We start from the raw sequence: 25,069 nt of genomic DNA on the forward strand, positions 1-25,069 counted from the left end.
CAGTATCCTCGTGCGGATCGGGTGGGGTTGAAGCCATGAATACACCCGCCACATGCGGACGTGTTTACCTCTTTCAGTATCCTCGTGCGGATCGGGTGGGGTTGAAGCCGCCAGCGGCCAACCCGCCGTATGTGGTCGTTGAGCCTTTCAGTATCCTCGTGCGGATCGGGTGGGGTTGAAGCTCTGCGGGCGTCTACAGCGTTCTATTGAGTTGCTTAACTTTCAGTATCCTCGTGCGGATCGGGTGGGGTTGAAGCGTGTGGGGAGGGAGGGAGTCCCTCCCCACACGCACAGACTTTCAGTATCCTCGTGCGGATCGGGTGGGGTTGAAGCCCCATACCTAGCGGCTGGCATTGGAAACACGCCCAATCTTTCAGTATCCTCGTGCGGATCGGGTGGGGTTGAAGCCCCTCTTCCTCATTGTGACGCTCTCAGAGCTTAAATGCCTCGCAGTCCTCAAAAAATGGCTCTACGGGCCTCTACGAGCGTCGCTCACAGCTCAAACATGTTAAGGTCCAAGGCTCTTCCAGCTTTTCCTTCGCAAACCTCTTTTTGCTTCAAAACCCTGGGAGGTTTGCGAACGGCTGCCAACCACGTTGGGCAACCCGACTTTCCTATTCTATCCCAACTGCCCCATCTGTCAAACAAACGATACGCCCACCACTCACTCGCCAATCCGGTTGACGATCCCATGTGAGAGTGATACACTTGCCCCCGGCGCCAGAGCGCGCCACAATACCCACGGAGGAGACCATGCGGGATACACTGGGGACCAATGTCATCCGACAGGTGGCGATCATCGTCAAGGACATCGAACAGACGGCTCGCCGTTACGCGGATCTGTTCGGCATGGAGATGCCCCAGATCCACATCACCGATCCCGAGGAGAAGACCCATATCCGCTATCGGGGACAGCCCACCCAGGGCCGAGCCAAGCTGGCCTTCTTTCAGATGGGCCCCATCGCCCTGGAGCTGATCGAACCCATCGATGGCCCCAGCACCTGGCAGGAATTCCTGGACACCCACGGCGAGGGGGTACACCACATCGCGTTCCATGTAGAGGGCATGGACGAGGTGTTGGAGCTCCTGGAAAGCAAGGGCATGCCCCTGGTGCAACGAGGAGAATTCACCGGAGGGCGATACGCCTATGTGGACACCACCTCCCAGCTGGGCGTCATGCTCGAACTGCTGGAACATGATCGCTAATCGCCTCCCGGACAGAGGAGTCCCGCCCGGCCTCGCCGCGTGTAACCGTTTCCATCTCCGGCCCATCTAACAGTAAGGCCGGATCACACCGCCAGCGCACACAAAGGATAGAGGATCAGAAGCATGAAAGCGCTCGTAAACGGACAAGTGTTCACCCCCGATCCCGTCGAAGGTGACGGCGTCGTGCTGATCGACGGCGACCGCATCGCGGCCGTGGGATCCGCCCAGGAGATCCGGGTCCCGCCGGATGCGGAGGTCATCGACGTAGGCGGCCGCCGAATTACCCCCGGCCTGATCGATATCCATATCCACGGCGTCTTGGGCCACAACTGCATGGGAGCCGAGGTGGCCGAGGTCGCCGAAGCACTGCCCCGCTTCGGCGTGACCGCCTTCTGCGCCACCACCATCACCGCCCCCATCGAGCACGTGATGAAGACGCTGGGGGAGATGGCCGATGCCATCGAGCGACGGCCGAACGGCGCCCGCATCCTGGGCATCCACCTGGAGGGGCCCCACCTCTCCCCCAAACGCCCCGGCATGGCCCGGGCCGATCTCCAGCGCCCCCTGACATGGGATGAGTTTCTGCGCTTGCAGGAGGCCGCCCGTGGACACATCAACATGATCACCTTCGCCCCGGAGGAGGGAGGCGCGGAGACGCTCATCCCTCGCCTGCGAGAGCGCAACGTGCTCCCGGTCATCGGACACTCCGACGCGACCTTCGAGCAAGTATCGAGCTGGGTGAAGGACCTGGGCCTGTCCCACGCCACCCACGCGTTCAATGCCATGCGGGGCTTCCACCATCGCCAGCCCGGCACGCTGGGCGCCGTGCTGCTGTACGATCAGATCATCGCCCAGCTCATCGCCGACGGGCATCACGTCCATCCCGGGGCGATGGCCCTGCTATGGAAGCTGAAGGGGCCGGACCGGACGGCGCTGATCAGCGACGCCATCCCGTATGCCGGGATGCCGCCCGGCGAGCACACTTGGGAGGGATATCGCCTGATCCTGGATGGGCACACCTCCCGCCTGGAGGACGGGACGCTGGCCGGGGCGGTCACGCTGCTCAACCAGAACATCATGACGATGGTGGAGAAGGTGGGCGTGCCCTTCGCCGAGGCGCTGACGGCCGCCACCCGGACGCCCGCCCGCTCGCTCGGCCTCGACGATCGGCTGGGGAAGCTGGCCCCCGGTCACGCCGCCGACATCGCCGTCATGGAGCCGGACGGTCAGATCTGGCAAACCTGGGTGAACGGCCGGATCGTCTACCGGGCCGACGGGGCCTGACGCCGGCCATCCCGTGGGAGAGGGAATCGAGGATATGTTGCGCCAGAACAGCACATTTCTGCACGCCGTGGCGTTCGTGGCCGGGTTCGGGCTGGTCTTCACGCTGCTGGGGGCCTCCGTCGGGCTGGTGGGGTACATCCTGTACGGGTTCCTCCCCCTGATCCAGCAGATCGGCGGGGTGGTTCTGATCGTCTTCGGGCTGGTGACGATGGGAGCCTTCGGCTGGCTGAGCGATCGAATCCGCCGTCGGCCCGACTGGCAGCAGCAGGCCTGGAGCCGGACGTTGGTGAGCGTGCTGGATTTCTTCACCTCACTGCTCTACACGGAGCGTCGGGCGCAGATGCGGGTCACCCGCCGAGGCTACCTCCCCTCCTTCCTGACGGGGATCTTCTTCTCCGCCGGATGGGTCCCGTGCGTGGGCCCCATCCTGGCCGCCATCCTGCTGCTGGCGTCGCAACAGCAGACGGTCGCTCAGGGCACCCTGCTCCTGGCCGTATACACCCTGGGGCTGGGCATCCCCTTCCTCATCACGGGAGCGGCGTTCAGCACGGTGACGCCGCTGCTTCGCCGGCTGAATCGACATGCCAGGATCGTCTCCTGGATCAGCGGCCTGTTCCTGATCCTCGTAGGCTGGCTTCTGTTCACCGACCAACTGCGCATGCTCTCCAACAGCTTCCTGGGGATGTTCGGGCAGGGGCTGGTGTCCGTCGAGGCCCAGTTTGAGACGGGAGCCGGCATCTCTATCCCGCTGGCCTTCCTGGCCGGGCTGCTTTCCTTCTTCTCCCCCTGCGTGCTCCCCCTGATCCCCGGCTACATCGGCTATCTGAGCGGGGCATCGCTGGCCGGATCCACGGAGGCCACCCGCGTCCCCCAAAAGGCCGCCCCATCCACAGCGCAGAGGTGAGGTGGAGCCATGAGCTCGTCCACTCGGGCGCATCGATCGTCCTCTCAAACCAAGCGGGGCCATCGGCCCTCATCGGACGCCAACGCCACACGGCTATGGGCCATCATCGCCGTCGGATTGCTGCTCGCGCTGACCATCGCCGTGGGAGCGCAATGGCTGCGCCCCAAGGCCACACCAACGCAGGCGGACGCGGCGATGGAGGGCCTGGCCGAGGGGCGCCCGCTGTCCGGGGCGGGCTCGCCGGTGGCAGGACAACCGGCGCCGGACTTCGAGATCGTCTACGCCGACGGGCGCCGGATGCGCCTGAGCGAGCTGCGGGGCCGGCCGGTGCTGATCAACTTCTGGGCCACCTGGTGCCCGCCCTGTCGCCGGGAGATGCCGGACCTGATTCAAGCGTACCAGGCGCACCAGGACAAGGGGTTGATCATCCTGGCCGTAAACATCGAGGAGCCGGCCTCCCGGGCCCAGGCCTTTGCGGAGGAGTTTGGGATCCCGTTCCCCATCGTCCTGGATCCAGAGGGACGCGTGTCCGACCAATACCAGGTGCGCAACCTGCCCAGCAGCATCTTCATCGGCCGGGACGGCATCATCTCCGCACGGTGGGTCGGCATGCTGACGCCGGAGGTCCTGAACAAATATCTGGAGCGGATCCTCTAACATGCTGGTCACCCTATACGGAAAATCCGATTGTCCCCTATGCGATAAGGCGGAGGCCCTCCTGAAGGAGCTGGCAGCCGAGTTCGACATCACGCTGCGCAAGGTGGACATCACCCAGGATCTGCAACTACTCCGACGCTATCGGCACATCATCCCCGTGATCGAGGTCGCCGGCACCACGCTACACGCCCCCATCGACCCTCGAGAGCTGCGAGAGGCGATCGAGGCGGCCTCGCGATGAGCGAGCGCGCGGAGCGGCCATCCCAGACGGAGCGTTGGGCGGCGAGGATCGACCGGCTGGTGTACGGGCTCGCCCGCCACTGGCTGGCCCTGTTCAACGTGCTCGTCGGCCTCTTCCTCGCGCTGCCGATCGCGGCGCCGGTGCTGATGGCGGCCGGGGCGGAGACGCCGGCCCGGCTGATCTACCTGGCGTACATGCCCGCCTGTCACCAGCTACCCGAACGCTCCTTCTTCCTCTTCGGGGAGAAGCCGATCTACACCGTGGACGAGCTGGAGGCGCGCGGCATGTCCACCGGGCTCTCCGTGTTCCAGCGCCGACGCTTCCTGGGAAATGAACGCACCGGTTACAAGATCGCCTTCTGCGAACGGGACGTGGCCATCTACGGCTCGATCCTGCTGGCCGGGCTCGCCTACGGGCTGCTCCGCCGCCTGGGCCGCATCCGGGCGCTGCCACTGAAGTGGTACGTGCCGTTCCTGATCCCGTTAGGGCTGGACGGGCTCACGCAGCTGGTGGGCCTGCGGCAGAGCAACTGGTGGCTGCGTATGCTCACGGGAGGGCTGTTCGGGGCCGCATCCGTGTGGCTGGCCTATCCCCGTGTCGACAAGGCCATGCGAGAGGTCCTGCAAGCCACGCCCGCGCGCACGGCCGAAGGGCAGGCCAGATGAGAGGGCCCGGCGCGGCGTTCCACGCCCAAGCGATGCCACCGATTGGACAAAAGCGAGACGAAAGGCTATAATAGCTGCTCGTGAAAAGTCTAGAGTTTCACGCGCAAAGGGGTGAAGTTCCGTAGCGTCCCGACTTGAGGAGGAAACCAGGTGGCGAACACCAGATCTGCACAGAAGCGCATTCGCAGCTCGGAGAAGAGGCGACTACGCAATCGTATCATCCGCGGCCGGGCCCGCACATTTGAGAAGCGCACGCGACGGGCTATCGAGGCAGGCGACCTGGAGGCCGCACAGGAGTACGTGCGGCTGGCCATCAGCGCGCTGGACAAGGCCGCCGAAAAGGGCGTGATCCATCGAAACAACGCGGCGCGGCACAAGTCACGCCTGATGAAGGCGTTGAACCGCGCGCTGCAGCAGGCCCAGGCCGGATAGGCGGCGACGACCGACCGCGTACACGACACGGATAACTCAAAGGCCGACCTGATGATCAGGTCGGCCTTTCGCCTGCCATCTCCACAATTCCGGACGGCGGGACGCCCCCGTCCCAGGCCGGGAACGCTCTCTCTTCAAGCGTTCAGGCGATACCCCTGTCCTCGCACCGTCACGATATACTGAGGCTTCTTCGGGTCCGCCTCGATCTTTTTGCGCAGCCAGCAGATGTGGACCTCCAGCGTACGTGTGTCCCCTACATACCGGGTGTTCCAGATCGCCTCCATCAGCTCCTGGCGGGTGACGACCTCCCCGGCGCGCCTCATGAGCACCGCCAGCAGGTCGCACTCCTTAGGTGTGAGCTTTTGCTTCCCGCGCGCGCCTTGAACCATGCGCACCGCCGGGTCCAAGACCAGCCCTCCCGCCTGCAACACCTTTGGAGCATGCTGCTCCAGCGTCGACTCCACCCGAGCGATCAGCTTACGCGACGTGAACGGTTTCCGCAGATGCACATCACACGGGATGTCCTCAGAGGGGCCATCCTCATCCGTGAGGAGCATGAGAGCACTGTGCGGGGAAACCCGCCGCAACGAACGACAGAGACGCTTGCTCGAGCGCGACACGGTGCCGTCAACGATGATCAAATCAGGCGAGTGGTCACGGGCGTACTCAATGGCACGACGTTGAGTGGCAGCTAACATGACATGGAGGCCACGGTCTTCCAACCGTGGCCACATGCGATCCAAGCTGGAATCGCTCTTGCCAACGAAGAGGATGTATCTGCCCATTCCCCACCCTACATATCGCAGCACACCGCCCAAACAAACCAGGCCCTTCTATTATAATCCAAATATTCATCGCTTGCAATGGGTTTTTAAGGCTCTGGTAAGCTTCCCACAAAGAAGCGCGTTGGTCTGGTTATCGTCAACATACACCACAACATACAGGTATTTTCATCACTCGCAACACTACATCTTGTATACATCCTCCTATTTCTTCCCTCTCGCGCGCTCATTGCAATAGATTATGTGAGTTTCGACGAGTTGCACAATCGCCCCACCTCAAGCGGCGAAAAGGCGCGTTTCCCCCTCTCGCTTCCCACTTGTGCCGGAATACGAGGCGATTTTAGGGTCCCCACCCCACCCCGGCACCCTCCAGCCTACTTTCCAGGTGAACGCCCCTGACATTCGTCCTATTCACCCGCGAGCACCTCGGGAAACTCGGTGATGCGCAGGTGCGAGCATCCATAGGGAATGAGGGTCAACTCCTCCACAGGCTCCGATGAGGCGACGGGGCTTTCCGGCACCGGCCCGGCCGAGTTCTTCACCAATCCCCACTCGGGGATGCGACGCCCATACACCTTCATCTGCACCGCCGCCTGATCTGGGTGGAAGGGCACCTCCCCCACCGACCGGGTGACCACCGCCACAGATCGCTCGGGATGGGCCCGATCGACGATCAGCCCGTAATTCCACGGGGAGCGCGGATATACCTCCCAGTCAGCACAAGGCAACTCGCCACCGATCTGCTTCCACTCTTCGGCGATCTTCAGGACGAACACCAACGGACCGTACTCCAGACTGACGGCGTTGCGATCGCGCGTCGTCGCCCGCACGGACATGGGCAGCACCAGCTCCACCTCGTCGCCCGGATGCCAGGTCCGCTCGATGACGTGGAACTCACCAGACGAGACCGGCTCCGGCCCCTCTCCCCCGACTCGGACAGTGGCCTCCGTGGCCCAGGCCGGGATGCGGAGCCGCAATGGGAATGCCACCGGCTGGTCGGCGGAGATTCGGAAATGAATCGTGTCGCCGAACGGGTAGCCCGTCTCCTCGACCACGGTCACCCGGACCCCATCGCCGACGAGCGCCTGCACCTGGGAGGGGCCATAGGCCACGGCCGCCAGTCCGTTATCCGGCGTGGCCATCCACAGGTGCTTGACGAACTTGGGCCATCCCTGATGCATGTTGGCGGTGCAACACCCGAAGTTGGGCTCCAGCCCGAAGATGTTCGCGGCGAAGCCGTTGTTCGTCCAGTTGCGCTCGTCCACCGTACATAACACCTGATTGGCCTGTTGGTCATACTGGTGTGCCCACATGTCCGGGGTGAAGGGAGCGGGCAGCGCGTTGTACGCCAGCTTCTCCAGCCGATCGCCGAAGATGGGGTCCCCCAGGATGGCGATCACGTTCTCCAATGAGAACATGAACTCCACCACGGCGCATAGCTCGGTGCCCTGGGTGGGATCAAGCCCGGCCAGGTGCTCATCGCCGGTGAAGAGCCCTGTGGCCTGGCCATGGTAGCGATCCAGGTTCTCCAACGCGGCGTAGACCGCCTGCCGATAGCGTTCGTCATGGCTCTGTTGATACCACACGGCCGGGTTCTTGATCGCCATAGCCACGTTCACCACGTGATGCTCATGTCGGAACTCGAACGGATCGATCTTCGCCCGCCATGGGAATTCGATGAACCAACTCGTCCAATCGAATCCGGCCTCATAGTGCTTATGGGCCAGGTCCAGCAGCCAGCGCTCCCCCGTGCGATTGTACAGCCAGTGGATGGAGAGCACATTATCCGCATAGCGGACGCCGCGCCAGGTATCGGGCGGGAGATCCACCGGCGCCTCCAGCAGGTGCCGAAAATAGCGAAGCATCAGCGCCGGGACCCGCTCGTCGCCTGTCGCCTCGTGATACTGGGTCAGCACTTTCAAGGCGATCATCAGAGGCCACGAATCCTCGTTCTGCGGCGGGCCGAACCAGCCATCCTCCCGCTGGCTGGCGATCATGGCCTCGACCCAGCGGCGCGCCTTGGCCAGGAGCGCCTCATCCTCCAGCAGAAAAGCGATGGGGATCAGCCCATCACAGTAGTAGGGGCCGCGCTCCCAGGCCTCGCCGGTACCCCCCAACCAGGCGCTGTTAGGTCCCACATCGGGCCAGCACGCATCCAGATGCCCCGTCAGCCCATCGGCTTGAATGCGAAGCTGACGCAACAGCCATCCACGCGGCTTCACAGCCCCCAGCGGGAGCGGGATCAACGCGGAAGGGATCAAAGGATCACGGTTCTGCGGATAAAGCGGGCTCATGAACGGCTCCTCCGGATATGTTCGGCTGCATCCTAACCCTCATGGCCTCGCGCGATGCAGGCGGCCACGGCCATGAGATCGCCAGGGTGATCCGTGCGAAGAGGAAATACGGGCGGCATTCCCACCTAGGAGGGGGGACGAACGCCCAACGTCCTGTGATGTGGGCTAGAGATTGGCCAAGCAAAGGGGATATCCGGCGGACCGCATCCTAGCACGGGGGCGAGGCTTTGTCAAAAATCCATGGCCCGGCTCCCGCCCCTCAACCAGATTATGCTATAATGCGTCCGACATCGATCCGTACATTCGGAGGCAGACGAATCCATGACCACCCCGATGCGCCGCCAGTATCTGGCCCTGAAACGGCAATATCCGGACGTGATCCTCTTCTTCCGGCTGGGCGACTTCTATGAGACCTTCGACGACGACGCCAAGATCGTCTCGGAAGTATGCGATGTGGTGTTGACCTCACGCCCGGTGGGGAAGAACGTACGCGTCCCCCTGGCCGGCGTCCCCTACCACGCCATCGAGGGATATGTCGCCAAGCTGCTGCGGGCCGGATACAAGGTGGCCATCGCCGAGCAGCAGGGGAACACGGCGGTGAACGGCCTGGTCCCCCGGGAGGTGCGCCGCGTCGTCACCCCCGGGACGGTGGTGGAGCCCGGGCTGCTGGACGAGCGGCGCAACAACTACCTGGCCGCCGTCGTCTTGGAGCCCAGGCGGGCCGGATTGGCCTACTGCGACATCACCACCGGCGAGTTCGCCGTGACCCAGATCGAGGATGCGGAGGTGGCCCAACGCGTGCAGGAGGAACTGGGCCGCCTGCAACCAGCGGAGATCGTGATCGCCGAGGAGGGCCAGGCCGACCGCGAGCGCTCCTGGCTGCCTCCAGGCGAGGAATCTCCCACCATCAGCCCCTACGCCGCCTGGCACTTCGACGTGGAGACCGCCCGACAGGCTTTGCTCGATCACCTGCAGACGAGCAGCCTAGCCGGGTTCGGCTGCGAGGGCAAGCCGCTGGCCATCGCCGCCGCCGGCGTGATCGTCCAATACCTGGCCGACAACCAGCCGGACGCACTGCGCCAGATCACTGGCCTGCGCACATACACCACGTCGGAGTTCATGGCGCTGGACGAGGCCACCCGGCGCAACCTGGAGCTGACGCAGACCATCCGCACCGGCACCACCCGGGGGTCCCTGCTGGGCATCCTGGACGTGACCCGCACGCCCATGGGCGGCCGGCTGCTGCGCCGCTGGCTGGGCCAGCCACTTCTGGACATCGCCCAGATCGAGGAGCGGCTGGACGCCGTGGAGGCCTGCTATAAGGAATCCATGGCCCGGGCGGAGCTGCGCGACGCGCTGCGCAACCTGGGCGATCTGGAGCGCTGGACGAACCGGGCCGTCCAGCGTATCGCACAGCCACGGGACCTGGTGGGGATCCGCCAGGCGCTGGCCCGGCTCCCAGCCGTCCGGGATCTCCTCCAACGGCTGCTCGAGGCGCTGGACGCCGCGGCGCTGCACCGCATCGACCGGGCGTTGGACACTTGCGAGGACGTGCGGACGCTGTTGGAGAGCGCCATCGCCGACGAGCCGCCCGCCACCACCGGCACCCTGGGCATCATCCGGCCGGGCTTCTCGCCAGAGCTGGATGGCATCCAGACGAAGGCGAGCCAGGCCCGGGAGTGGATCGCCAACCTGGAGCGGACCGAGCGGGAGCGCACGGGGATCAAGTCGCTGAAGGTCGGGTACAACAAGGTCTTCGGCTACTACATCGAGGTGACCCACGCCAATCGGGACCTGGTGCCGCCGGAGTACATCCGCAAACAGACGCTGACCAACGCGGAGCGGTACATCACGCCGGAGCTCAAGGAATACGAGAGCCTGATCCTGAACGCGGAGGAGCGGCTGCTGGACCTGGAGACGCAGATCTACCGGCAGATCGTGGAGCAGGTGGCCGCTGCAGCCGGGCGACTGCTCTCGACCGCCCAGGCGCTGGCCGAGCTGGACGTCTACCTGGCGCTGGCCGAGGTGGCCGCCAACAACCGCTACGTACGTCCCACCCTGAGCGAGAACACTCGGCTGGACATCGTGGGCGGCCGCCATCCCGTGGTCGAGCACATGCTCCAGGACGTCCGCTTCGTCCCCAACGACACGCACCTATCCTCGGAGGAGCGGATCGTCATCCTGACCGGCCCCAACATGTCCGGAAAGTCCACGTATTTACGTCAAGTGGCGCTCATTGTCTTGATGGCCCAGATCGGCTCCTTCGTCCCGGCGGACTCGGCTCACATCGGGATCGTGGACCGCATCTTCACCCGCATCGGCGCCCAGGATGAGATCCACGCCGGGCAGTCCACGTTCATGGTGGAGATGGTGGAAACGGCCAACATCCTGCATCACGCCACGCCGCGCAGCCTGCTGATCCTGGACGAGATCGGCCGGGGGACGTCCACCTACGACGGGCTGGCCATCGCCTGGGCGGTGGTGGAATATATCCACAACCACCCGGAACTGCGGGCCCGGACCCTCTTCGCCACCCATTATCACGAGCTGACCGAGCTGGCCGAGCGGCTCCCGCACGTAGTCAACTACAACGTGGCGGTCGCAGAGGAGGGGGACGACGTGATCTTCCTGCACAAGATCGAGCGCGGCGCGGCCGACCGCTCGTATGGCGTGCACGTGGCCCGGCTGGCGGGGTTACCGCAGGCGGTGGTGCGGCGCGCCGAGGATATCCTGGAGGACCTGGAGCGGAGCGGGGCCGCGGGGCCGCGCCGCTCCGCCGCCGATCCGGAGGACGCGATGGTCGTGCGGCAGCTCACCCTCTTCTCGCTGTCCGACCCCATCATCGACGAGCTGAAGGCGCTGGACATCTCCACGTTGACCCCGCTGGAGGCCATCAACAAGCTCTACGAGCTGCAAAAGCAGGCATTGGAGCGGGAAGGGGGATAGGACACCGCAGAGGCGCCGAGGGCTCAGAGGGGGCCAGGGTAGGGGCGAACGGCCGTTCGCCCCTTTTTCGTTCCCCCCCGGATCGTTAGCCCCCATCTCGGCCGAATCGGAAAGGCCGAATATGGAGTCTCTCACCCTCCTAAGTCAGACACTCCAATCCAGTCGATCCAAACCAAGCGCACTTTCTCCTCGATCCACGTGATGCGTGCCCACGACAAGCAATGCTTCCAAAATGATGACGAAATGCCAGCCTGAGGCCACCACAGAACCTTAAAATTCCATTGACATCGTTGACATTCATAGCAAATTGCGCGATATTTTCTACAAAAGCACCACTCTCTTCCCACATTTTTTGTAGACAACATTCTTTCGCAGACATCCCTATTGAAATCTTCTCCTAACGGGATCTTACGCTAATTTGGGAAAGCGAGGGACTTGATCTGCAAGAAGTCCCACTTTTCAAATAGGGGGTTGAGGTAGGCGCAAAGGGTATGAGCAGCAAATCCGGCCATTCCAGTTCCTCATCGTCCGGAGTAGATAGTGTAAGGCTCTGAACAATTTGGGCATGATCCTCATCACGTTACGTGATAAAGCGAATCCTCATTACACTCTTACATCTCAACTCTTGGCCAAGATCGCATGAAAAGGAGGCTAAAAGTGAAAGCCGGCAATCTGTCCCTCCCTGTAGCAATTGTGATGATACTAATGGCTGTGCTGCTGTCCCAGGGTGTGACCTCCCCTTCTTCGGTTGCGCTGGCTGAAAGCGTTGCTCCGTTTGTGGAACACACCATCACAGATGGCGACATGGACGCTGTGGCTACTTACCTCGCGGCGAGCCGTATCATTTGGGAGGAGAATAACCCAGTCCTAAACAGTTCCCCGACAGTGGACGCTGGTGGGCCATACACCGGTGATGAGGGAACTACCATTGCCTTAGAGACTGCTACTGCTCTAGATCCTGATGGCGACACCGTGACATATGACGTATATTTTGAAGCGAACAGCAGTAGCCCTGATCAACTGAAGTGCAACGATGTCGCCAATCTATCTTGCAATCCGGGAATGCTGGACACTAACACCCATTATTACTGGAAAGTGGTGGCACGGGATTCGCATGGAGCGACGACAACTGGACCTGTTTGGGATTTCTGGACTGTGCAACGAGCAGGTCTCAACGAATTCGATAGCACCTCTATGTCGAATTTCTGGACTGCACAATCAGGAGGAAACGATGAATTCGATAGCACTTCTTTGTCGAATATCTGGACCTGGATTGATCCAGATAATGATGGAGCATATTCCCTAACTGATCACCCCGGCTGGCTGCGTCTCATTACTCCATACGGTGACAATATCACACCTCTTACAAATGTCTGGCATCAGAATTGTGATGCGGGAAGAATAATGCAGAGCGTTACCGGAGACTTCACCGCTGAGACAAAAGTTGTGTTGGTGAATCCTGCTAATTCCTTCCAGTTTGGCGGCATCCTGGTGTTTCTCGATAAGAATAACTATGTGATGTTGAATAGGGGATATAGTTATGGAGATGAGGTCGGGGCCGGTTGGGCTGAAGATGGAATTCCTGATAAGAATGTTTTGAAAGGATTCCACTCCAGCCCGACCTGGCTACGTATGAAGCGAGTCGGCAATATGTTTAGCTTTTTCTATAGCGCCAATGGCACAGACTGGCAATCATTAGGCACAAAGATATTCAATAATCTGCCTGACACTATTCAGGTAGGACTGGTGGCGGGATACGCCAATAACCAGGTTTATCCTGATTTCAAGGCAGATTTTGATTATTTTCATCTTAGTACATCTGCAACTCCCACCAATCACCCCCCCTATCAACCATCCAACCCTACACCACCTGATGACTCCTATGACCAACCCACATCTCTTATCTTATCCTGGTCTGGTGGTGACCCGGACGGCGATAGTTTAACATTTGCCTGGACAGTCGACTCACCGCTGTGCAGCTTCTCAAATGCTACCGTCCTCAACCCCACCATCACCTGCAGTGACAACGGGACTTACACGGTCACACTTACGGTCAGCGATGGCGTGAACGAGCCGGTCACAGATGATGCCACGGTCACGGTCAGCAATGTGGCTCCGGTAGTGGATGCCGGGCCCGACCAGACCGTTTACGAAGACAGCGTGGTGAATCTGGCTCTGGTCACCTTCACCGATCCAGGAGTGTTGGATACCCACACAGCCACGATTGACTGGGGAGATGGCTCCCCACTTGAAATCGGCATAGTCAGCGAGGTCGGCGGCTCCGGTACTGTGACCAGCAGCCATGTTTATCCAGACCCTGGTGTCTACACCGTCACGGTCACCGTGACCGACAACGACGATTACGTAGGCACCGACACGATGGTAGCGACGGTCATCCACGGTTTCCTGAAATTCTGCGTCTTCGGCGAAGCCAGTCATCGTCATGCCGATCATAGCAACAGTCATAACAGGGAAGGTGACCATCATGGTATCACGGTATACAGGCAGTCCATCCTTGATTGCAGCGCTGGCAGCAACGGCAAGGTGAATATCAAGCAGCGTACTACAGTAGCTGGCGACGTCGTAAGTCTGGAAGATAAAGTGAGTCTCGATCAAGAAGCTAACGTCCAGGGCAACGTGACAGCTACAGGCGATGCGGAACTGAAGCAGCAATCCTTGGTGCAGGGGAATGTGACTACTGGCAGCGACGCAAAGCTAAAGCAGGAAGCCACCGTACAGGGGGATGTGATAGCAGCCGGGGAAGTGAAGCTGGCGCAAGGTGCAACCGTTGCTGGCACCATCCAAGAAGGGGCCAGTGTATCGCAGATCCCACCGATCATGGCCGTTGCGCTCTCCCTGCGCGCTGGAGGGCCGGACGTCGAGGTTGAGGAAAGTAGGACCCTGGCTCTGCCTCCCGGCAGTTACGGCAAGTTGAAGGTAAGGAAGGAGGGCACGCTGAATCTCAGCTCAGGGCAATACGCATTCCGGGAGATCAAAGTAGATGAAAAGGCCACGATCTCTCTGGACCTGGCCAACGGGCCAGTGGTTGTTGATGTCGTGGAGGAGATGGACTTGAAGCATGATGTTCGAATGGAGGTGTCAGGCATAGGCAGTGCTGCTGACATCTTGTGGCGCGTGGCTGGCGAACACGTCCACCTGGGCCAGGGAGGTAGCTATCTGGGCACATTCCTAGCTCCGAATGCGGACATTGACCTGTATGAGAATGCAGTGCTAGAGGGTGCGTTGTACGGACAAAGGGTGGACATCAAGCGACGAGCAGACGTGATCGGCAAGCCAGCTCTGGACGTGTTCGTGACCCTGTTTCTACGCTAGATCACAGCTTGTGCCCACAAGTTGATGAAAGGAGCAGGCTTCTGAATTCCAGAAGCCTGCTCACGTGCCTGCATCTAATGCTTGCCTTGCCGCAGAGCGATTACCATCACCCGAGAGGGAGGCGCTGACACTCCTGGCGAAGGGGCTGCCCACACCGGAGATCATCGACCGCCAGGAATACAGCTATCAGTGTTCTCCCTGCGAGCACAAGATATCAAGTCAGAGAAAATCATCAAATCTTAAAATTCCATTGATATTGTTGACACTCATGGTAAATTGCGCTATATTTTCTACAAAAGCATCGTGTCCTATCTATATCTTCTGTGGACACCACTACTGAAGCCTTCTCCTAATAACCCCGATCCTTGCAAAGGGAATACGCCCGGCTAGCGAGTTTAACGTGTGGCTAACTACTCCTAAAGTAGTATGCAATAGAGGAGGGTGCCATGAACAACAAACTCCTACCGCTCGCCCGCAAGGGGACCACCGCTGCCATCGTGATGCTCATTTTCGGAGTGCTGTTACTCTCCACAGTACAAGCCGCAGCCAATGTAACCTCAATAGCGTTCTCCGTTGGTAGCTGGGTTCAAAAGGCTGACATGCCTACGCCCCGGGATCTGATGGCGGCCGTAGCATTTAACGACCGTATCGTGGTGATCGGCGGGTCAAGCGCCTCAGGCCCGCTCGACACGGTCGAGATCTACTGGCCATCTACCGATACATGGACGATCGGCAGGCCCATGCCTGCGCCGAAGGCTATCGCTGGAGGTGTTCGTATTGGTGATCTTATCTACGTCGTCGGGACCGACCAGCGCCTGTTCGCATATGATCCGCAAACTGATTCGTGGACGGAAAAAGCCTCTGTGCCAGTCCCTCTAAACGCCGAGTTCGGGATAGCGACTGTCGGTTGTAAGCTGTATGTGGGAATAGGGCAACCATATGAATCCCCTGTTATATATGTCTATGATCCCATCTCCAACGCCTGGGAATCAAAGACACCCGCACCCGTTACTCGTTCGATCAGCAGCTTTGCCGTATTAAATGGGATCATATACGTTTTCGGCGGTGGGGAGCCCAGACCAGATCCTGGGCCAACAGAGATTAAGCGTGTGGATGCATATGACCCCATTGCGGACTCATGGACCATCAATGCGCTTCCATCGCTCGCCATACGCCGCGGCCACCTATCCAGAGTCTCGCCTGTGCTAGGTCAATACATCTTCATCATAGGCGGATGGAACGGATTCACCGCGCTCTCAGCGGTGGAAGTCTTTGATGGTTCAGCTTGGGTTTTCGATGCACCCATGTATCCGGCACGCTATAACATGGCCACCACGGCCTTGAACGGACGCATCTATGTCTTCGGAGGGAACTGGGGCGGCTGGGGAGGCCATTGGATGTCGATCACACAAGAATACATCCCTGCAGAGCCGCTTATGGAGCCGCCTTCCGAGGATTGCCCGTTATTCCGAGAGATCTCCATCGACATTAAGCCAGGCAGTTTCCCCAACTCGATCAATCCTAAGAGCCGGGGAAAGATCCCGGTAGCTATTCTGTCAAGTCCCGATTTTAATGCACCGGATGAGGTTGATCGAACATCCCTAACCTTTGGAGCAACAGGAAACGAGGCTAGCCTGGCCTTCTGCAAATCGAGCTCAAAGGATATAAACGATGACGGGCTTCCAGATCTATTATGTCATTTCTACACTCAGAAGGCAGGATTCCAACCGGGAGATACCGAAGGGATTCTGAAGGGAAAGACCGTGGCAGGTATCCCATTCATCGGATCTGACTCAGTTCGCATCGTGCCCTGTCGGAAATGTTCGACCAAGTAGGAGGCAACAAACTGGCATTTACACAACAATAGAAGCCCCTTCTATCGCCCTGCCTCCTTAGTCCTACCTGATCATCCCACATACCCACACAAGTCCCCCGGAGCTCCGAAGGCTCCGGGGGACTCAGCAGGCAAGATATCCAGCAGGTGCGACGCATGGTCAGATGTGCGTCGCACCTCTCTTTTACTCCACGACCTCATACGCCTGGCCATCGAGCACGACGATCACCCGAGTGCCCAGGGCGAAGTACGGCGCCAGCTCCGGCTTTTCCGCCAACAAATCGAAGTAGGCGCCGCTGCCGAAGACCACCCGATCCGGCTCCATCGTCTTCGGGTCGAATTTCGTATCCACCCACACGCCGTCCCGCAGGATGAACGTCTTGCCGTGCACCACGCGCACGGCATCCCCCGTCTCCGCCGCCCGCTCGGCCGACTTGAGCTCCTGGCGCATCACGCTGTCCTCCACCGCCTTCTCGCCAGCGGCGGGCGCCCGAGCCATGCTATACAACGGCGAGACGGTGGGCGCAGGCGTCGCCACGGCGGGTGGCACCTCCGCCGGCGCAGCCTGGGGGACAAGCTGTGGCACCGCTCGGCTCAGCCACGGGAACAGGCGCAGGACCCATGACTGGGATGACGCGTCCGGCACAGGCATAGGCACGGGAACCGGCTCCTCTCGTGGCGGCAACACCGCCCCCGGCTCCTCCACCAGGAACGAGGTGTACGGGGTGATGATCCCATACCGCTTGCTGAGATCGATCACCTCATCTACCAGCTCCCGATCGGCGCCGTGCAGCCGGATCTGCGACAGCAGATAGCCCACCTTGCGCGTGGCCCACAGCCGGGCGATGAACGGCTCCCCATCCTCTGTGCGAAACTCGACGGCCTCATACGTGTACGTCATCGGCTGGCTGTTCACCAGCCCGGTGAGCAGGAGATCCGTCGTACCGCCCTCTCGGTAGCGTCCAGCCACGATGAGCTGGCTGCCGGCAAACAGATCCGGCAATGGATACGGGTACATATCCTCCACGTGCAGATCGCCAAAGTCCAGCTTCACATCCGTGAGCACGGGCTCGCTCACCTTAGCGTAGAAGCCGGACACCACCTCATCGATGCGCTGGCCGGGCCGCACATAGGCGCTGGTGCCGCGATGCTCCTCGGCCAGCCGGTCGAGCAGGATGGTGTTCACGTCGTGGCCGACGCCGAAGGTGAATAGCCGCACGCGCTTCCCGGCCGCCTGCGCCACGTTGGCGACGATGCGCTCCTCATCCGTCACCCCCTCCGTGGGTAACCCATCGGTCAGGAAGATCACGATGGCGGGGCGTCCCTCCTCAGGGTGTAGCGAGGCCAGCGCCTCCAACAGCGCCCGGTTGATGTCCGTCCCGCCGACCGCCCGCAGTGACCGCACCCATTCCTTGGCCTCCGGCGTTTCGGAGGCGGGACGCAGGTCACGGGCGTACATGCGCACGCCAGTGCTGAACGCCACCACATTGAAGCGATCGTCCGGCTGGAGCTGATCGAGGATGTAGATCAGCGCGTCCTGAGCCTGGCGGATCTTCTCCCCCTTCATGCTGCCGGACACGTCCAGCACCAGGACCACATCCTTGGCCACGATCGCGTCCTCAGGCGGCTCGATAGGTGGCGCGGCCAACAGCAGGAAGAAGCCGTCATCGCCTTTCGGACGATAGGAGAGCACGCTGATGTCGATCGCCCGCTCGGCGGTGGAGAAGTACAGATCGAAGTCCCTGTCCGCTCGCACGTTCGACGCCTCATATCCGACGCGGGCGCGATGATCGCCGTCCCGAATCACGGCCACATCGTGGCTGGGCGAGTAGATGGCCTTGAGCGGCTCGGTGGTGCGGATGGACACGCCGACGCTGAGCTGTCCCACCGGTTTGGGCGACAGACGATCCGTCCGCAGCGGATACTGATAATGCACCAACGTGCCATCGCGGGGCAACACCTGGCTGTAGCTGAGCTCGATCTTGCGCTGGCCGCCCGGCGGGATGGGGAAGATGCTGGCCTGGAACAGCGCCCGGCCGACGTACTCCAACAGGGCGGGGTCCCGGCGGCGACGCACGATGGACTCGTAGATGGCACGCGCCTCCTCACGGGTGAGAAGCCTACCCTCCAGCCGCTTGCCGTCCACCCACATGGCGAAGTCGGATACGGCGGCATCAGCGGGCAGCGGGAAGAGGTACGTCCCCTCGACGGGGTAAGGCGCCTCGTTCACGAACACCTGCTCCACACGCGTCGTGGCGATCTGATCCTCGATCTCCACGATGACGCGATGGCTGGCGATGCGGATCGGGCCGCCCAGGATCGGGAGCACGCCGGGGGGTTCCGGCTCAGGGATGATCCCCTGAGCGAAGGCCGGGGACACGGCCGTCAACAGGAAGAGAAAGGGTAACATCCATCGCAGCAAAAGACGCATGGGGCCACCTCCCGGGACTCGATCACATCGACTGTTCTCGTCCCTGAGACGACGCCCCATGCGTCTTTGTTCCAGAGAGGCTAACCACAAAGGGCGCAAAGGGCACAGAGGCAATTTAGGAAGTCTTTGCGATCTCGGCGCCCTCTGCAGTTTTCTAATCCACTCCCAGCGCGTAATTCAAAGCCGCCTCTGCATGGATGGCCGTCGTGTCCAGAAGCGGGACATCCACGTCGCCCTGGCCGACCAGGAGTGGGATCTCCGTACATCCCAGGATCACCCCCTCAGCGCCGCGGGCGGCCAAGCGGCGGATGATCTCCACATACCGGGCACGCGATGTCTCCCGAAACACGCCCGCCGTCAGCTCATGATAGATCACGTCATGGACGTACCGCCGGTCCTCCGCGTCCGGCACCAGGACGGCGATCCCCCTCTCGGCCAGCTTGTCCCGATAGAACGGATCCTCCATGGTGAACGCGGTGCCGAGAAGCCCCACCGTCCGCATCCCCCGCTCGTGGATGGCATCGGCCAACGCGTCCAGCAGGCTCAACATGGGGATGGACACGGCCGCCTGCACCTCGTCGAACACCTTGTGCATGGTGTTGGTGGCGATGAGGGCGAAGTCGGCCCCGGCCGCCTCCAACCAACGAGCCGCCTCGCTCAACCCCCGGGCGATGAGATCCCACCGCCCCTGCTCCGGCCACTCGACGTAGGGCTGGAAGCTCACGCTGTAAATGATGATCTCCGGATATCCATAGTCGCCGAAGCGCTCCGTGTACGTGCGGGTGATGTACTCATAATAGGCGACCGTGGATTCCGGGCTCATCCCGCCCAGGATACCGATCCTCTTGTACATGGTCTACCCTGCGTCCCTACGTCCTGCCACCTGTCTCCTGCATCCTGCATCTTGCATCTTGTATCTTGTATCCTGCATCCTGCCCGCCCCCTACTCCGGCTCCAGGTTATACGTCAGGCTGGTGATCACCCAGCGCCCGTCACGCTTGGCGAAGGTCCAGCGATCTCCCGCCTCGGCCACCTCGGCGCCGATCTGCGTCGTCGTGGTTACCACGGCCGTGTCACCCGTGATCTTTATGTCGATCAACGGATGCGCCACCATCTGCGGTGCCCCCGGAAAGACCACGACCACGTAGCGTTCCCGGATGGCGTCCCAGCCCTGCCAGCGGGCATCATCATCCGGATCATCTGGGGTGTGCTTGGCATCGATCACCACCCCATCCTCCGCCCAGATCTCCTCCAGCCGATCGATATCCTGCGCCACCACGGCTTCGGCTTCCGCGTCCAGCAACTGGCGGATCGCCTCCTCATCGCTGGCCGGCACGGGGGTCGGCGTACGCGGGATCGGCGTCGGCGAGGGGGGCAGCGTGGGGGTCTCCGACCGCCCACACGACGCCAATACGACGAGAGCCATTAACGAGATGAGCAATGCAAACCGAACGTTTCGCATGGGCACCTCCTGATTCAAGCGGCCCGATGATAGCATAGCCCGTGGGCGTGTCAAATCACCAAGAAGCGGGACGATCACTTGCTCATCGCCCGTCAGGGATGATATACTCGCGCCGGACATCCAAAAGGGGAGGATCCATGACCCGTTATCGCCACGTGTATCTCTCGCCGCATCTGGACGACGCCGCCCTCTCCTGCGGGGGCATGATCTACACGCAGGCCCAGGCCGGAGAGCCCGTGCTGATCGTCACCCCATTCGCTGGCGTCCCGGACTACGGCAACCTGTCCGAATTCGCCCTCTTCCAGCACAACTGGTGGGGCAACCCGCCGGATCCGGTGGGGCAACGGCGCCAAGAGGACGAGCGAGCCTGCCGGATCCTGGGCGCCGACTGGATCCACCTGGATGGGCTGGACGCCATCTACCGCCGTGATCCGGCCACTGGGGAGACGCTGTACAACAGCGACGATGACATCTTCGGCCCCCTGCACCCGGCAGACGTGGTAGAAGCCGACGAGTTGGCGGCCTCCTGGCTGCGTGAGCTGCCGCTGGACGGCGCCCGAGTATACGCGCCACTGGCGGCCGGCAACCATGTCGACCACCAACTGGCCCGCCAGGCGGCCATCCATCTGGCCGAACGCGGCCTCCCCGTCGCCTTCTACGAGGACTTCCCTTACGTATCCGACGCGGAGACGCTGGTGCGAGCGCTGGCCCGTGAGATCTCCGGCGGCTGGCGAGCGCGTCAAACGCCGCTCACGGAGGAGGCACTCGCACGCAAGAAGCAGGCGATCTCCTGCTACGCGTCGCAGAATCCGGTGATCTTCCGACACGGGCCGGGGATGGATGAGCAGGTCGAAACGTACGCACGGCGTGTGGGCGACGGCCAGCCGGCCGAACGCATCTGGGAGCTCATCCTGGCCTGACCCGTATCCCTGTTCCGTAACATCTGCTGATCACGGAGGCACGTCATGGCACAATCGAAGGAAAACCCCAGCACGGTCATCCTCATCACCCGAGAGGGCATGGGCTCGGCGGACCACGAGCTGCAACAGCGGCTCCTCAAGAGCTATCTGCGTCTCCTGACCGACAGCGAGACGCTACCGAACGCGATCTGCTTCTACACCGACGGCGTGAAGCTGCTGGTCGAGGGCTCCCCGGTCCTCGAAGAGCTCAAGGCGCTGGAGGGCCAGGGGGTGCACCTCATCGCATGCAGCACCTGCCTCAACTACTTCGGCCTGGTGGACAAGGTGCAGGTGGGCATCGTCGGTGGCATGGCGGACATCATTGAGGCGCAGTGGCGGGCGGACAAGGTGATCACCCTATGAACGAACGCGAGAGCGAGCCAACCGCTATGGAGACCCAACAGGAATCCTGGGATCGCGTGATGGTGATCGCAGCCCACCCGGATGATCCCGAGTTCGGCTGCGCCGGGACGATCGTGAAGTGGGCTCAATCCGGCAAGCGAATCACGTACGTGCTCCTCACCAGCGGCGACAAGGGGAGCCATGACCCCGATCTACGCCCGGGCCGGCTGGCCACGATGAGGGAGGAGGAGCAGCGGGCGGCGGCCAAAGAGCTGGGCGTGCACCGGGTCATCTTCCTGCGCTACCCCGACGGGATCCTGGAGAACACCATGGAGCTACGCCGCCAGCTCTCCGCCCTTATCCGGGAGCACAGGCCGCACATCCTGTTCACCATCGACCCGTGGCGCCACTATCAGCTCCATCCGGACCATCGGGCCGCCGGGCAGGCGGCGCTGGACGCCACCTGGTCCGCCCGGGAGTGGTACATCTTCCCGGAACAACTGGTCGGGGACATGGAACCCTGGCGGGTGAAGGAGGTCTACCTGTTCTGGACGGACGAACCCAACTATTGGGAGGACATCTCCTGCTGCATCGAGGCGCGCATCTCGGCCCTGGCCCGCCACGCCAGCCAGGTGGGGCTTGACATCGAAAAGCTGGCCGATCGGATCCGCAAATCCGCCCAGGAGGCCGGGAGAGCGCCGGGCTACCAGTACGCAGAGGCGTTCAAGCGCATACGGCTGTGACGAGCAAGGGCAAGGGTGAGTCCCCGGACTCGCCTTTGCCCGTTATGATAGCTCGACCTCAAGGCCGCCCACCAGCCCGGCGACGATGTTGTACAGCAGGGCGTTGAGGAATCCGGTGATCCCCCCGCCGATGGCCGAGGCGAGGATGCCGACGACGTAGGCGATGACGCTGAAGAGGGCGCCGAACCCCAGGGTCCACCCACGGCCCTGCTCACGAACGAGCGCGCCCAGAAGGCTGGCCCCCAGGAGGCCAGGCAACAGGATCGTGAAGAAGCCAAAGATGAGGAACAACAGAGCGCAGAGGACGGCCCCCACCTTGAAAGCAGATCCCAACGAGATCCTGCGAACGGTTCTCATCACGCCTCTCCTTTCCCTGGCAGGGGCAAAACGGCTTCACCCCTGCCTCTTCCGGCCCTTGATCTGCGCCAGGATCTTGGCCTCCGGCCGCCTCTTGTAGAAGTCGTCCAGGGGATAGCATCCGGACACCAGCCCGTTGCGCGGTGCGGTGGTGCAATCGCTAAAGGTGCGGCAGATGCGCTTGCGCTGCAGCGGCCGACCAGCCAACACATCCGCCACCATGTCCGGATATGTGAGCGCCATCCGCCCCAACCCTACGAAGTCGGCCCATCCATTCCGCACGACGTACTGGGCCACATGAGGCAGCCATTCCTGTAGATAGGAGTACGCCGAGCCGACGAAGACCAGGTCCGGGCGATATCGCTTGAGCTGTCGCGTGACCTGGATCTGCCGAGCCACGCCCACCAGCGGATCCTCCGGCGGCTGATAGCCATCCGACGGAGGGAAGAGGGCGGGCCGTTGGATATGAGGATTGTAATAAGGGCTGCCCGCCGAGATGCAGACCAACTCGATGTCCAACGAGGCCAACAGATCGAGGAAGGCGTACGGCTCAGATAGATCGATCCCCACACCGGTGCCGTCCCCGCCAAAAGCATACCGATACACCCCGTCGAACGGCTCCGGCTCACCGCGGCCATTCGGCCCCGGGCGAAACGGCACGAAATCGAAGGCGCCGAGGCGGACGCCGATGTCCAATCCGGGGGCCTCGGCCCGAATGCCCGCCACCACCTCCCGCAGAAAACGCGTTCGGTTCTCAAAGCTCCCCCCGTATCGCCCCTGGCGATCGACGGCGCTGAGAAGCTCGTGCCCCAGGTAGCCGTGACAGTGTTTGATGTCCACAAAGGCGAACCCTGCCCGCCATGCCAGCCGGGCGGCCCGCACGAAATCCTCCACCAGGCGGGCGATCTCGTCATCCGTCAGCACCGGGGCGTCGGGGTCGATCCCGAACCGCCGGTCGAGAATCGGGTGGTGATACACGATCTTGGGCTCCAGGCGGGCCTCTTCACTGGGGCGGGCGAAGCGCCCCGAGTGGGTCAATTGCAACCCCACCAACAGATCGTCGGTGCGCTGGAACCGCTCGGCATGGGCAAAGGCCAGGGCCTCCCGCAACCTGGCCAGGTCCCCGACGGTCTCCTCCGTCAACGTCAGCTGGTGTGGGTTGGCGCGCCCGTCATATCGGACGGCCACGGCCTCCCCGCCCCAGATCAGCTTGGCGCCACTCATCCCGAAGCGCCGCCAGCGCCGCATGGTCAACTCCGTTGGACGCCCATCCCGGGTCCCATCCCATCCCTCCATGGGCAAAATGGCAAAGCGGTTCCCGATGACAAAGCCGTTCCCCAGACGATACGGCTGGGCGAGCGGGGCATCCGGGCCCGATTCCAACTCCTCATCGAGAGGCAGCTCAATGCCTAACGCCGCCACATACTCTCGAAAGGCGTCGGCCGTCTTCAACGCTGCGATACGGCGGTATCTCGTCATGCTCAACCCCGTCGTGTCGTATGGAATGTGTTGAAGGCAAATCGATTGGAACCTCCACGCTCATAAGCGTCGCAAATGGAAGCCGCCGTCCACGTTGATCACCTCACCGGTGGAGAACGGGAAATACTCCTCGGCGATGGCCACGACGGCCCGGGCGACGTCCTCTGGCCGCCCCCAGCGCCGGATGGGCGTCAGACCCTCGGCGATCAGCCGATCGTACCTGTCCTTTACCACGCTGGTCATGTCCGTCTCGATGATCCCAGGGCGCACCTCGTAGACATGAATGCCATACTCCGCCAGCCGATCGGCATAAAGCGCCGTGACCATGGCCAGACCCGCCTTGGAGATGCAATACTCCCCCCGGCTGGGGCTGCTCGTATACGCGCTGAGCGACCCGATGTTCACGATCTTGGGTCGCCGGATCACGCCGTCTCGAAGCAGATCGATCATCACCCTGGCCACGCGCTGGGTCAGGAAGAAGGGCCCCTTCAAGTTGACGGCCATCACCTCGTCATAGCTGGCCTCGCTGGTCTCCAGGATATCCACACGCCGTCGCGGCGCCATCCCCGCGTTGTTCACCAAAAGATCGACGCGCCCGAACGCTTGCAACACCTCATCAACCAGACGCTCCCGATCGGCCGCCAGAGCGATGTCCGCCTGCACGGCGAGGCCCCGCCCGCCCGCCCGCTCGATCAGGCACACTGTCTCGGAAGCAGCC

The 25,069-nt window shown here is 62.0% G+C and carries 21 protein-coding genes and 1 CRISPR repeat array; of the genes, 13 read left to right on the forward strand and 8 right to left on the reverse strand.

The genetic code is table 11. The features are described from left to right. A CRISPR array of direct repeats spans positions 1-408; the repeat unit is 34 nt; unit sequence CAGTATCCTCGTGCGGATCGGGTGGGGTTGAAGC. 345 nt (positions 409-753) lie between these two features. From GXP39_14680 to GXP39_14710, 7 genes are all read left to right on the forward strand, one after another. Further along, positions 754-1,206: a VOC family protein gene (locus tag GXP39_14680; GenBank protein NOZ29279.1), complete on the forward strand. Its 453-nt coding sequence runs from the start codon at positions 754-756 to the stop codon at positions 1,204-1,206. A gap of 123 nt (positions 1,207-1,329) precedes the next feature. Further along, entirely contained in the window at positions 1,330-2,490 is a 1,161-nt protein-coding gene (gene nagA, locus GXP39_14685) for an N-acetylglucosamine-6-phosphate deacetylase (protein ID NOZ29280.1), read from the forward strand. Between the two features lie 34 nt (positions 2,491-2,524). Next, positions 2,525-3,394 carry a hypothetical protein gene (locus GXP39_14690; GenBank protein ID NOZ29281.1) on the forward strand — a complete coding sequence of 290 codons (870 nt, stop codon included), beginning with the start codon at positions 2,525-2,527 and terminating at the stop codon, positions 3,392-3,394. A gap of 9 nt (positions 3,395-3,403) precedes the next feature. Further along, positions 3,404-4,051 (forward strand): TlpA family protein disulfide reductase, encoded by a 648-nt coding sequence (locus tag GXP39_14695; protein ID NOZ29282.1) that lies wholly within the window; start codon positions 3,404-3,406, stop codon positions 4,049-4,051. Between the two features lies 1 nt (position 4,052). Beyond that, complete coding sequence (locus GXP39_14700) at positions 4,053-4,292, forward strand: glutaredoxin family protein (GenBank protein NOZ29283.1); 240 nt, start codon at positions 4,053-4,055, stop codon at positions 4,290-4,292. Further along, positions 4,289-4,957, forward strand: coding sequence for a DUF2085 domain-containing protein (locus GXP39_14705; protein ID NOZ29284.1), 669 nt, complete (start codon positions 4,289-4,291; stop codon positions 4,955-4,957). The genes GXP39_14700 and GXP39_14705 overlap by 4 nt, the downstream gene beginning before the upstream one ends. Before the next feature lie 150 nt (positions 4,958-5,107). Next, positions 5,108-5,389 carry a 30S ribosomal protein S20 gene (locus GXP39_14710; GenBank protein ID NOZ29285.1) on the forward strand — a complete coding sequence of 94 codons (282 nt, stop codon included), beginning with the start codon at positions 5,108-5,110 and terminating at the stop codon, positions 5,387-5,389. 134 nt (positions 5,390-5,523) lie between these two features. Here GXP39_14710 and GXP39_14715 read toward each other — a convergent pair whose 3' ends face one another. After that, the gene (locus GXP39_14715; GenBank protein ID NOZ29286.1) at positions 5,524-5,898 is read right to left on the reverse strand and encodes a response regulator transcription factor; all 375 of its coding nucleotides are present in this window, start codon (positions 5,896-5,898) and stop codon (positions 5,524-5,526) included. A gap of 680 nt (positions 5,899-6,578) precedes the next feature. After that, the gene (locus GXP39_14720) at positions 6,579-8,465 is read right to left on the reverse strand and encodes a hypothetical protein (protein ID NOZ29287.1); all 1,887 of its coding nucleotides are present in this window, start codon (positions 8,463-8,465) and stop codon (positions 6,579-6,581) included. A 321-nt stretch (positions 8,466-8,786) separates the two neighbouring features. Here GXP39_14720 and mutS point away from each other — a divergent pair, with 321 nt between their 5' ends. The 3 genes from mutS (at position 8,787) to GXP39_14735 (ending at position 16,579) form a co-directional block, all read left to right on the forward strand. After that, a complete protein-coding gene (mutS, locus tag GXP39_14725; protein ID NOZ29288.1) occupies positions 8,787-11,411 on the forward strand; it encodes a DNA mismatch repair protein MutS in 2,625 nt (874 codons plus the stop codon). A 657-nt stretch (positions 11,412-12,068) separates the two neighbouring features. Then, positions 12,069-14,744, forward strand: a complete 2,676-nt coding sequence (locus GXP39_14730) for a DUF1349 domain-containing protein (GenBank protein ID NOZ29289.1) — start codon at positions 12,069-12,071, stop codon at positions 14,742-14,744. 446 nt (positions 14,745-15,190) lie between these two features. Next, positions 15,191-16,579 carry a hypothetical protein gene (locus GXP39_14735; protein ID NOZ29290.1) on the forward strand — a complete coding sequence of 463 codons (1,389 nt, stop codon included), beginning with the start codon at positions 15,191-15,193 and terminating at the stop codon, positions 16,577-16,579. Between the two features lie 183 nt (positions 16,580-16,762). Here the strand turns inward: GXP39_14735 and GXP39_14740 are convergent, their stop codons facing one another. The 3 genes from GXP39_14740 to GXP39_14750 form a co-directional block, all read right to left on the reverse strand. Beyond that, positions 16,763-19,009, reverse strand: a complete 2,247-nt coding sequence (locus GXP39_14740; GenBank protein NOZ29291.1) for a VWA domain-containing protein — start codon at positions 19,007-19,009, stop codon at positions 16,763-16,765. 154 nt (positions 19,010-19,163) lie between these two features. Beyond that, entirely contained in the window at positions 19,164-19,862 is a 699-nt protein-coding gene (locus GXP39_14745; protein ID NOZ29292.1) for an aspartate/glutamate racemase family protein, read from the reverse strand. 90 nt (positions 19,863-19,952) lie between these two features. Further along, positions 19,953-20,471 carry a DUF4440 domain-containing protein gene (locus GXP39_14750; protein NOZ29293.1) on the reverse strand — a complete coding sequence of 173 codons (519 nt, stop codon included), beginning with the start codon at positions 20,469-20,471 and terminating at the stop codon, positions 19,953-19,955. Between the two features lie 137 nt (positions 20,472-20,608). Here GXP39_14750 and GXP39_14755 point away from each other — a divergent pair, with 137 nt between their 5' ends. The 3 genes from GXP39_14755 to GXP39_14765 are packed head-to-tail and all read left to right on the forward strand — an operon-like array spanning position 20,609 to position 22,515. Beyond that, complete coding sequence (locus GXP39_14755; GenBank protein ID NOZ29294.1) at positions 20,609-21,391, forward strand: GlcNAc-PI de-N-acetylase; 783 nt, start codon at positions 20,609-20,611, stop codon at positions 21,389-21,391. Positions 21,392-21,436: 45 nt separating this feature from the next. Next, on the forward strand, positions 21,437-21,793 hold the full coding sequence (gene yedF, locus GXP39_14760) for a sulfurtransferase-like selenium metabolism protein YedF (GenBank protein ID NOZ29295.1): 357 nt from the start codon (positions 21,437-21,439) through the stop codon (positions 21,791-21,793). Then, on the forward strand, positions 21,790-22,515 hold the full coding sequence (locus tag GXP39_14765) for a PIG-L family deacetylase (GenBank protein ID NOZ29296.1): 726 nt from the start codon (positions 21,790-21,792) through the stop codon (positions 22,513-22,515). Before yedF ends, GXP39_14765 begins: the two co-directional genes overlap by 4 nt. A gap of 42 nt (positions 22,516-22,557) precedes the next feature. Here GXP39_14765 and GXP39_14770 read toward each other — a convergent pair whose 3' ends face one another. From GXP39_14770 to GXP39_14780, 3 genes are all read right to left on the reverse strand, one after another. Then, complete coding sequence (locus tag GXP39_14770; protein NOZ29297.1) at positions 22,558-22,872, reverse strand: hypothetical protein; 315 nt, start codon at positions 22,870-22,872, stop codon at positions 22,558-22,560. Between the two features lie 36 nt (positions 22,873-22,908). Then, positions 22,909-24,351, reverse strand: coding sequence for an NADH:flavin oxidoreductase (locus GXP39_14775; GenBank protein ID NOZ29298.1), 1,443 nt, complete (start codon positions 24,349-24,351; stop codon positions 22,909-22,911). Positions 24,352-24,411: 60 nt separating this feature from the next. Next, positions 24,412-25,069 (reverse strand): 3-ketoacyl-ACP reductase (locus GXP39_14780; GenBank protein ID NOZ29299.1); only part of this gene is annotated, 658 nt, incomplete at its 5' end.

The sequence above is a fragment of the Chloroflexota bacterium genome (assembly GCA_013152435.1).
In the GTDB taxonomy this organism is placed as follows: Bacteria; Chloroflexota; Anaerolineae; order DUEN01; family DUEN01; genus DUEN01.

Bases quoted from the DNA above. Each gene is read 5' to 3' on its own strand.
- GXP39_14680 (NOZ29279.1), top strand. From the start codon at position 754: ATGCGGGATACACTGGGGACCAATGTCATCCGACAGGTGGCGATCATC.
- nagA (NOZ29280.1), top strand. From the start codon at position 1,330: ATGAAAGCGCTCGTAAACGGACAAGTGTTCACCCCCGATCCCGTCGAA.
- GXP39_14690 (NOZ29281.1), top strand. From the start codon at position 2,525: ATGTTGCGCCAGAACAGCACATTTCTGCACGCCGTGGCGTTCGTGGCC.
- GXP39_14695 (NOZ29282.1), top strand. From the start codon at position 3,404: ATGAGCTCGTCCACTCGGGCGCATCGATCGTCCTCTCAAACCAAGCGG.
- GXP39_14700 (NOZ29283.1), top strand. From the start codon at position 4,053: ATGCTGGTCACCCTATACGGAAAATCCGATTGTCCCCTATGCGATAAG.
- GXP39_14705 (NOZ29284.1), top strand. From the start codon at position 4,289: ATGAGCGAGCGCGCGGAGCGGCCATCCCAGACGGAGCGTTGGGCGGCG.
- GXP39_14720 (NOZ29287.1), bottom strand. From the start codon at position 8,465: ATGAGCCCGCTTTATCCGCAGAACCGTGATCCTTTGATCCCTTCCGCG.
- mutS (NOZ29288.1), top strand. From the start codon at position 8,787: ATGACCACCCCGATGCGCCGCCAGTATCTGGCCCTGAAACGGCAATAT.
- GXP39_14735 (NOZ29290.1), top strand. From the start codon at position 15,191: ATGAACAACAAACTCCTACCGCTCGCCCGCAAGGGGACCACCGCTGCC.
- GXP39_14740 (NOZ29291.1), bottom strand. From the start codon at position 19,009: ATGCGTCTTTTGCTGCGATGGATGTTACCCTTTCTCTTCCTGTTGACG.
- GXP39_14745 (NOZ29292.1), bottom strand. From the start codon at position 19,862: ATGTACAAGAGGATCGGTATCCTGGGCGGGATGAGCCCGGAATCCACG.
- GXP39_14750 (NOZ29293.1), bottom strand. From the start codon at position 20,471: ATGCGAAACGTTCGGTTTGCATTGCTCATCTCGTTAATGGCTCTCGTC.
- GXP39_14755 (NOZ29294.1), top strand. From the start codon at position 20,609: ATGACCCGTTATCGCCACGTGTATCTCTCGCCGCATCTGGACGACGCC.
- yedF (NOZ29295.1), top strand. From the start codon at position 21,437: ATGGCACAATCGAAGGAAAACCCCAGCACGGTCATCCTCATCACCCGA.
- GXP39_14765 (NOZ29296.1), top strand. From the start codon at position 21,790: ATGAACGAACGCGAGAGCGAGCCAACCGCTATGGAGACCCAACAGGAA.
- GXP39_14770 (NOZ29297.1), bottom strand. From the start codon at position 22,872: ATGAGAACCGTTCGCAGGATCTCGTTGGGATCTGCTTTCAAGGTGGGG.
- GXP39_14775 (NOZ29298.1), bottom strand. From the start codon at position 24,351: ATGACGAGATACCGCCGTATCGCAGCGTTGAAGACGGCCGACGCCTTT.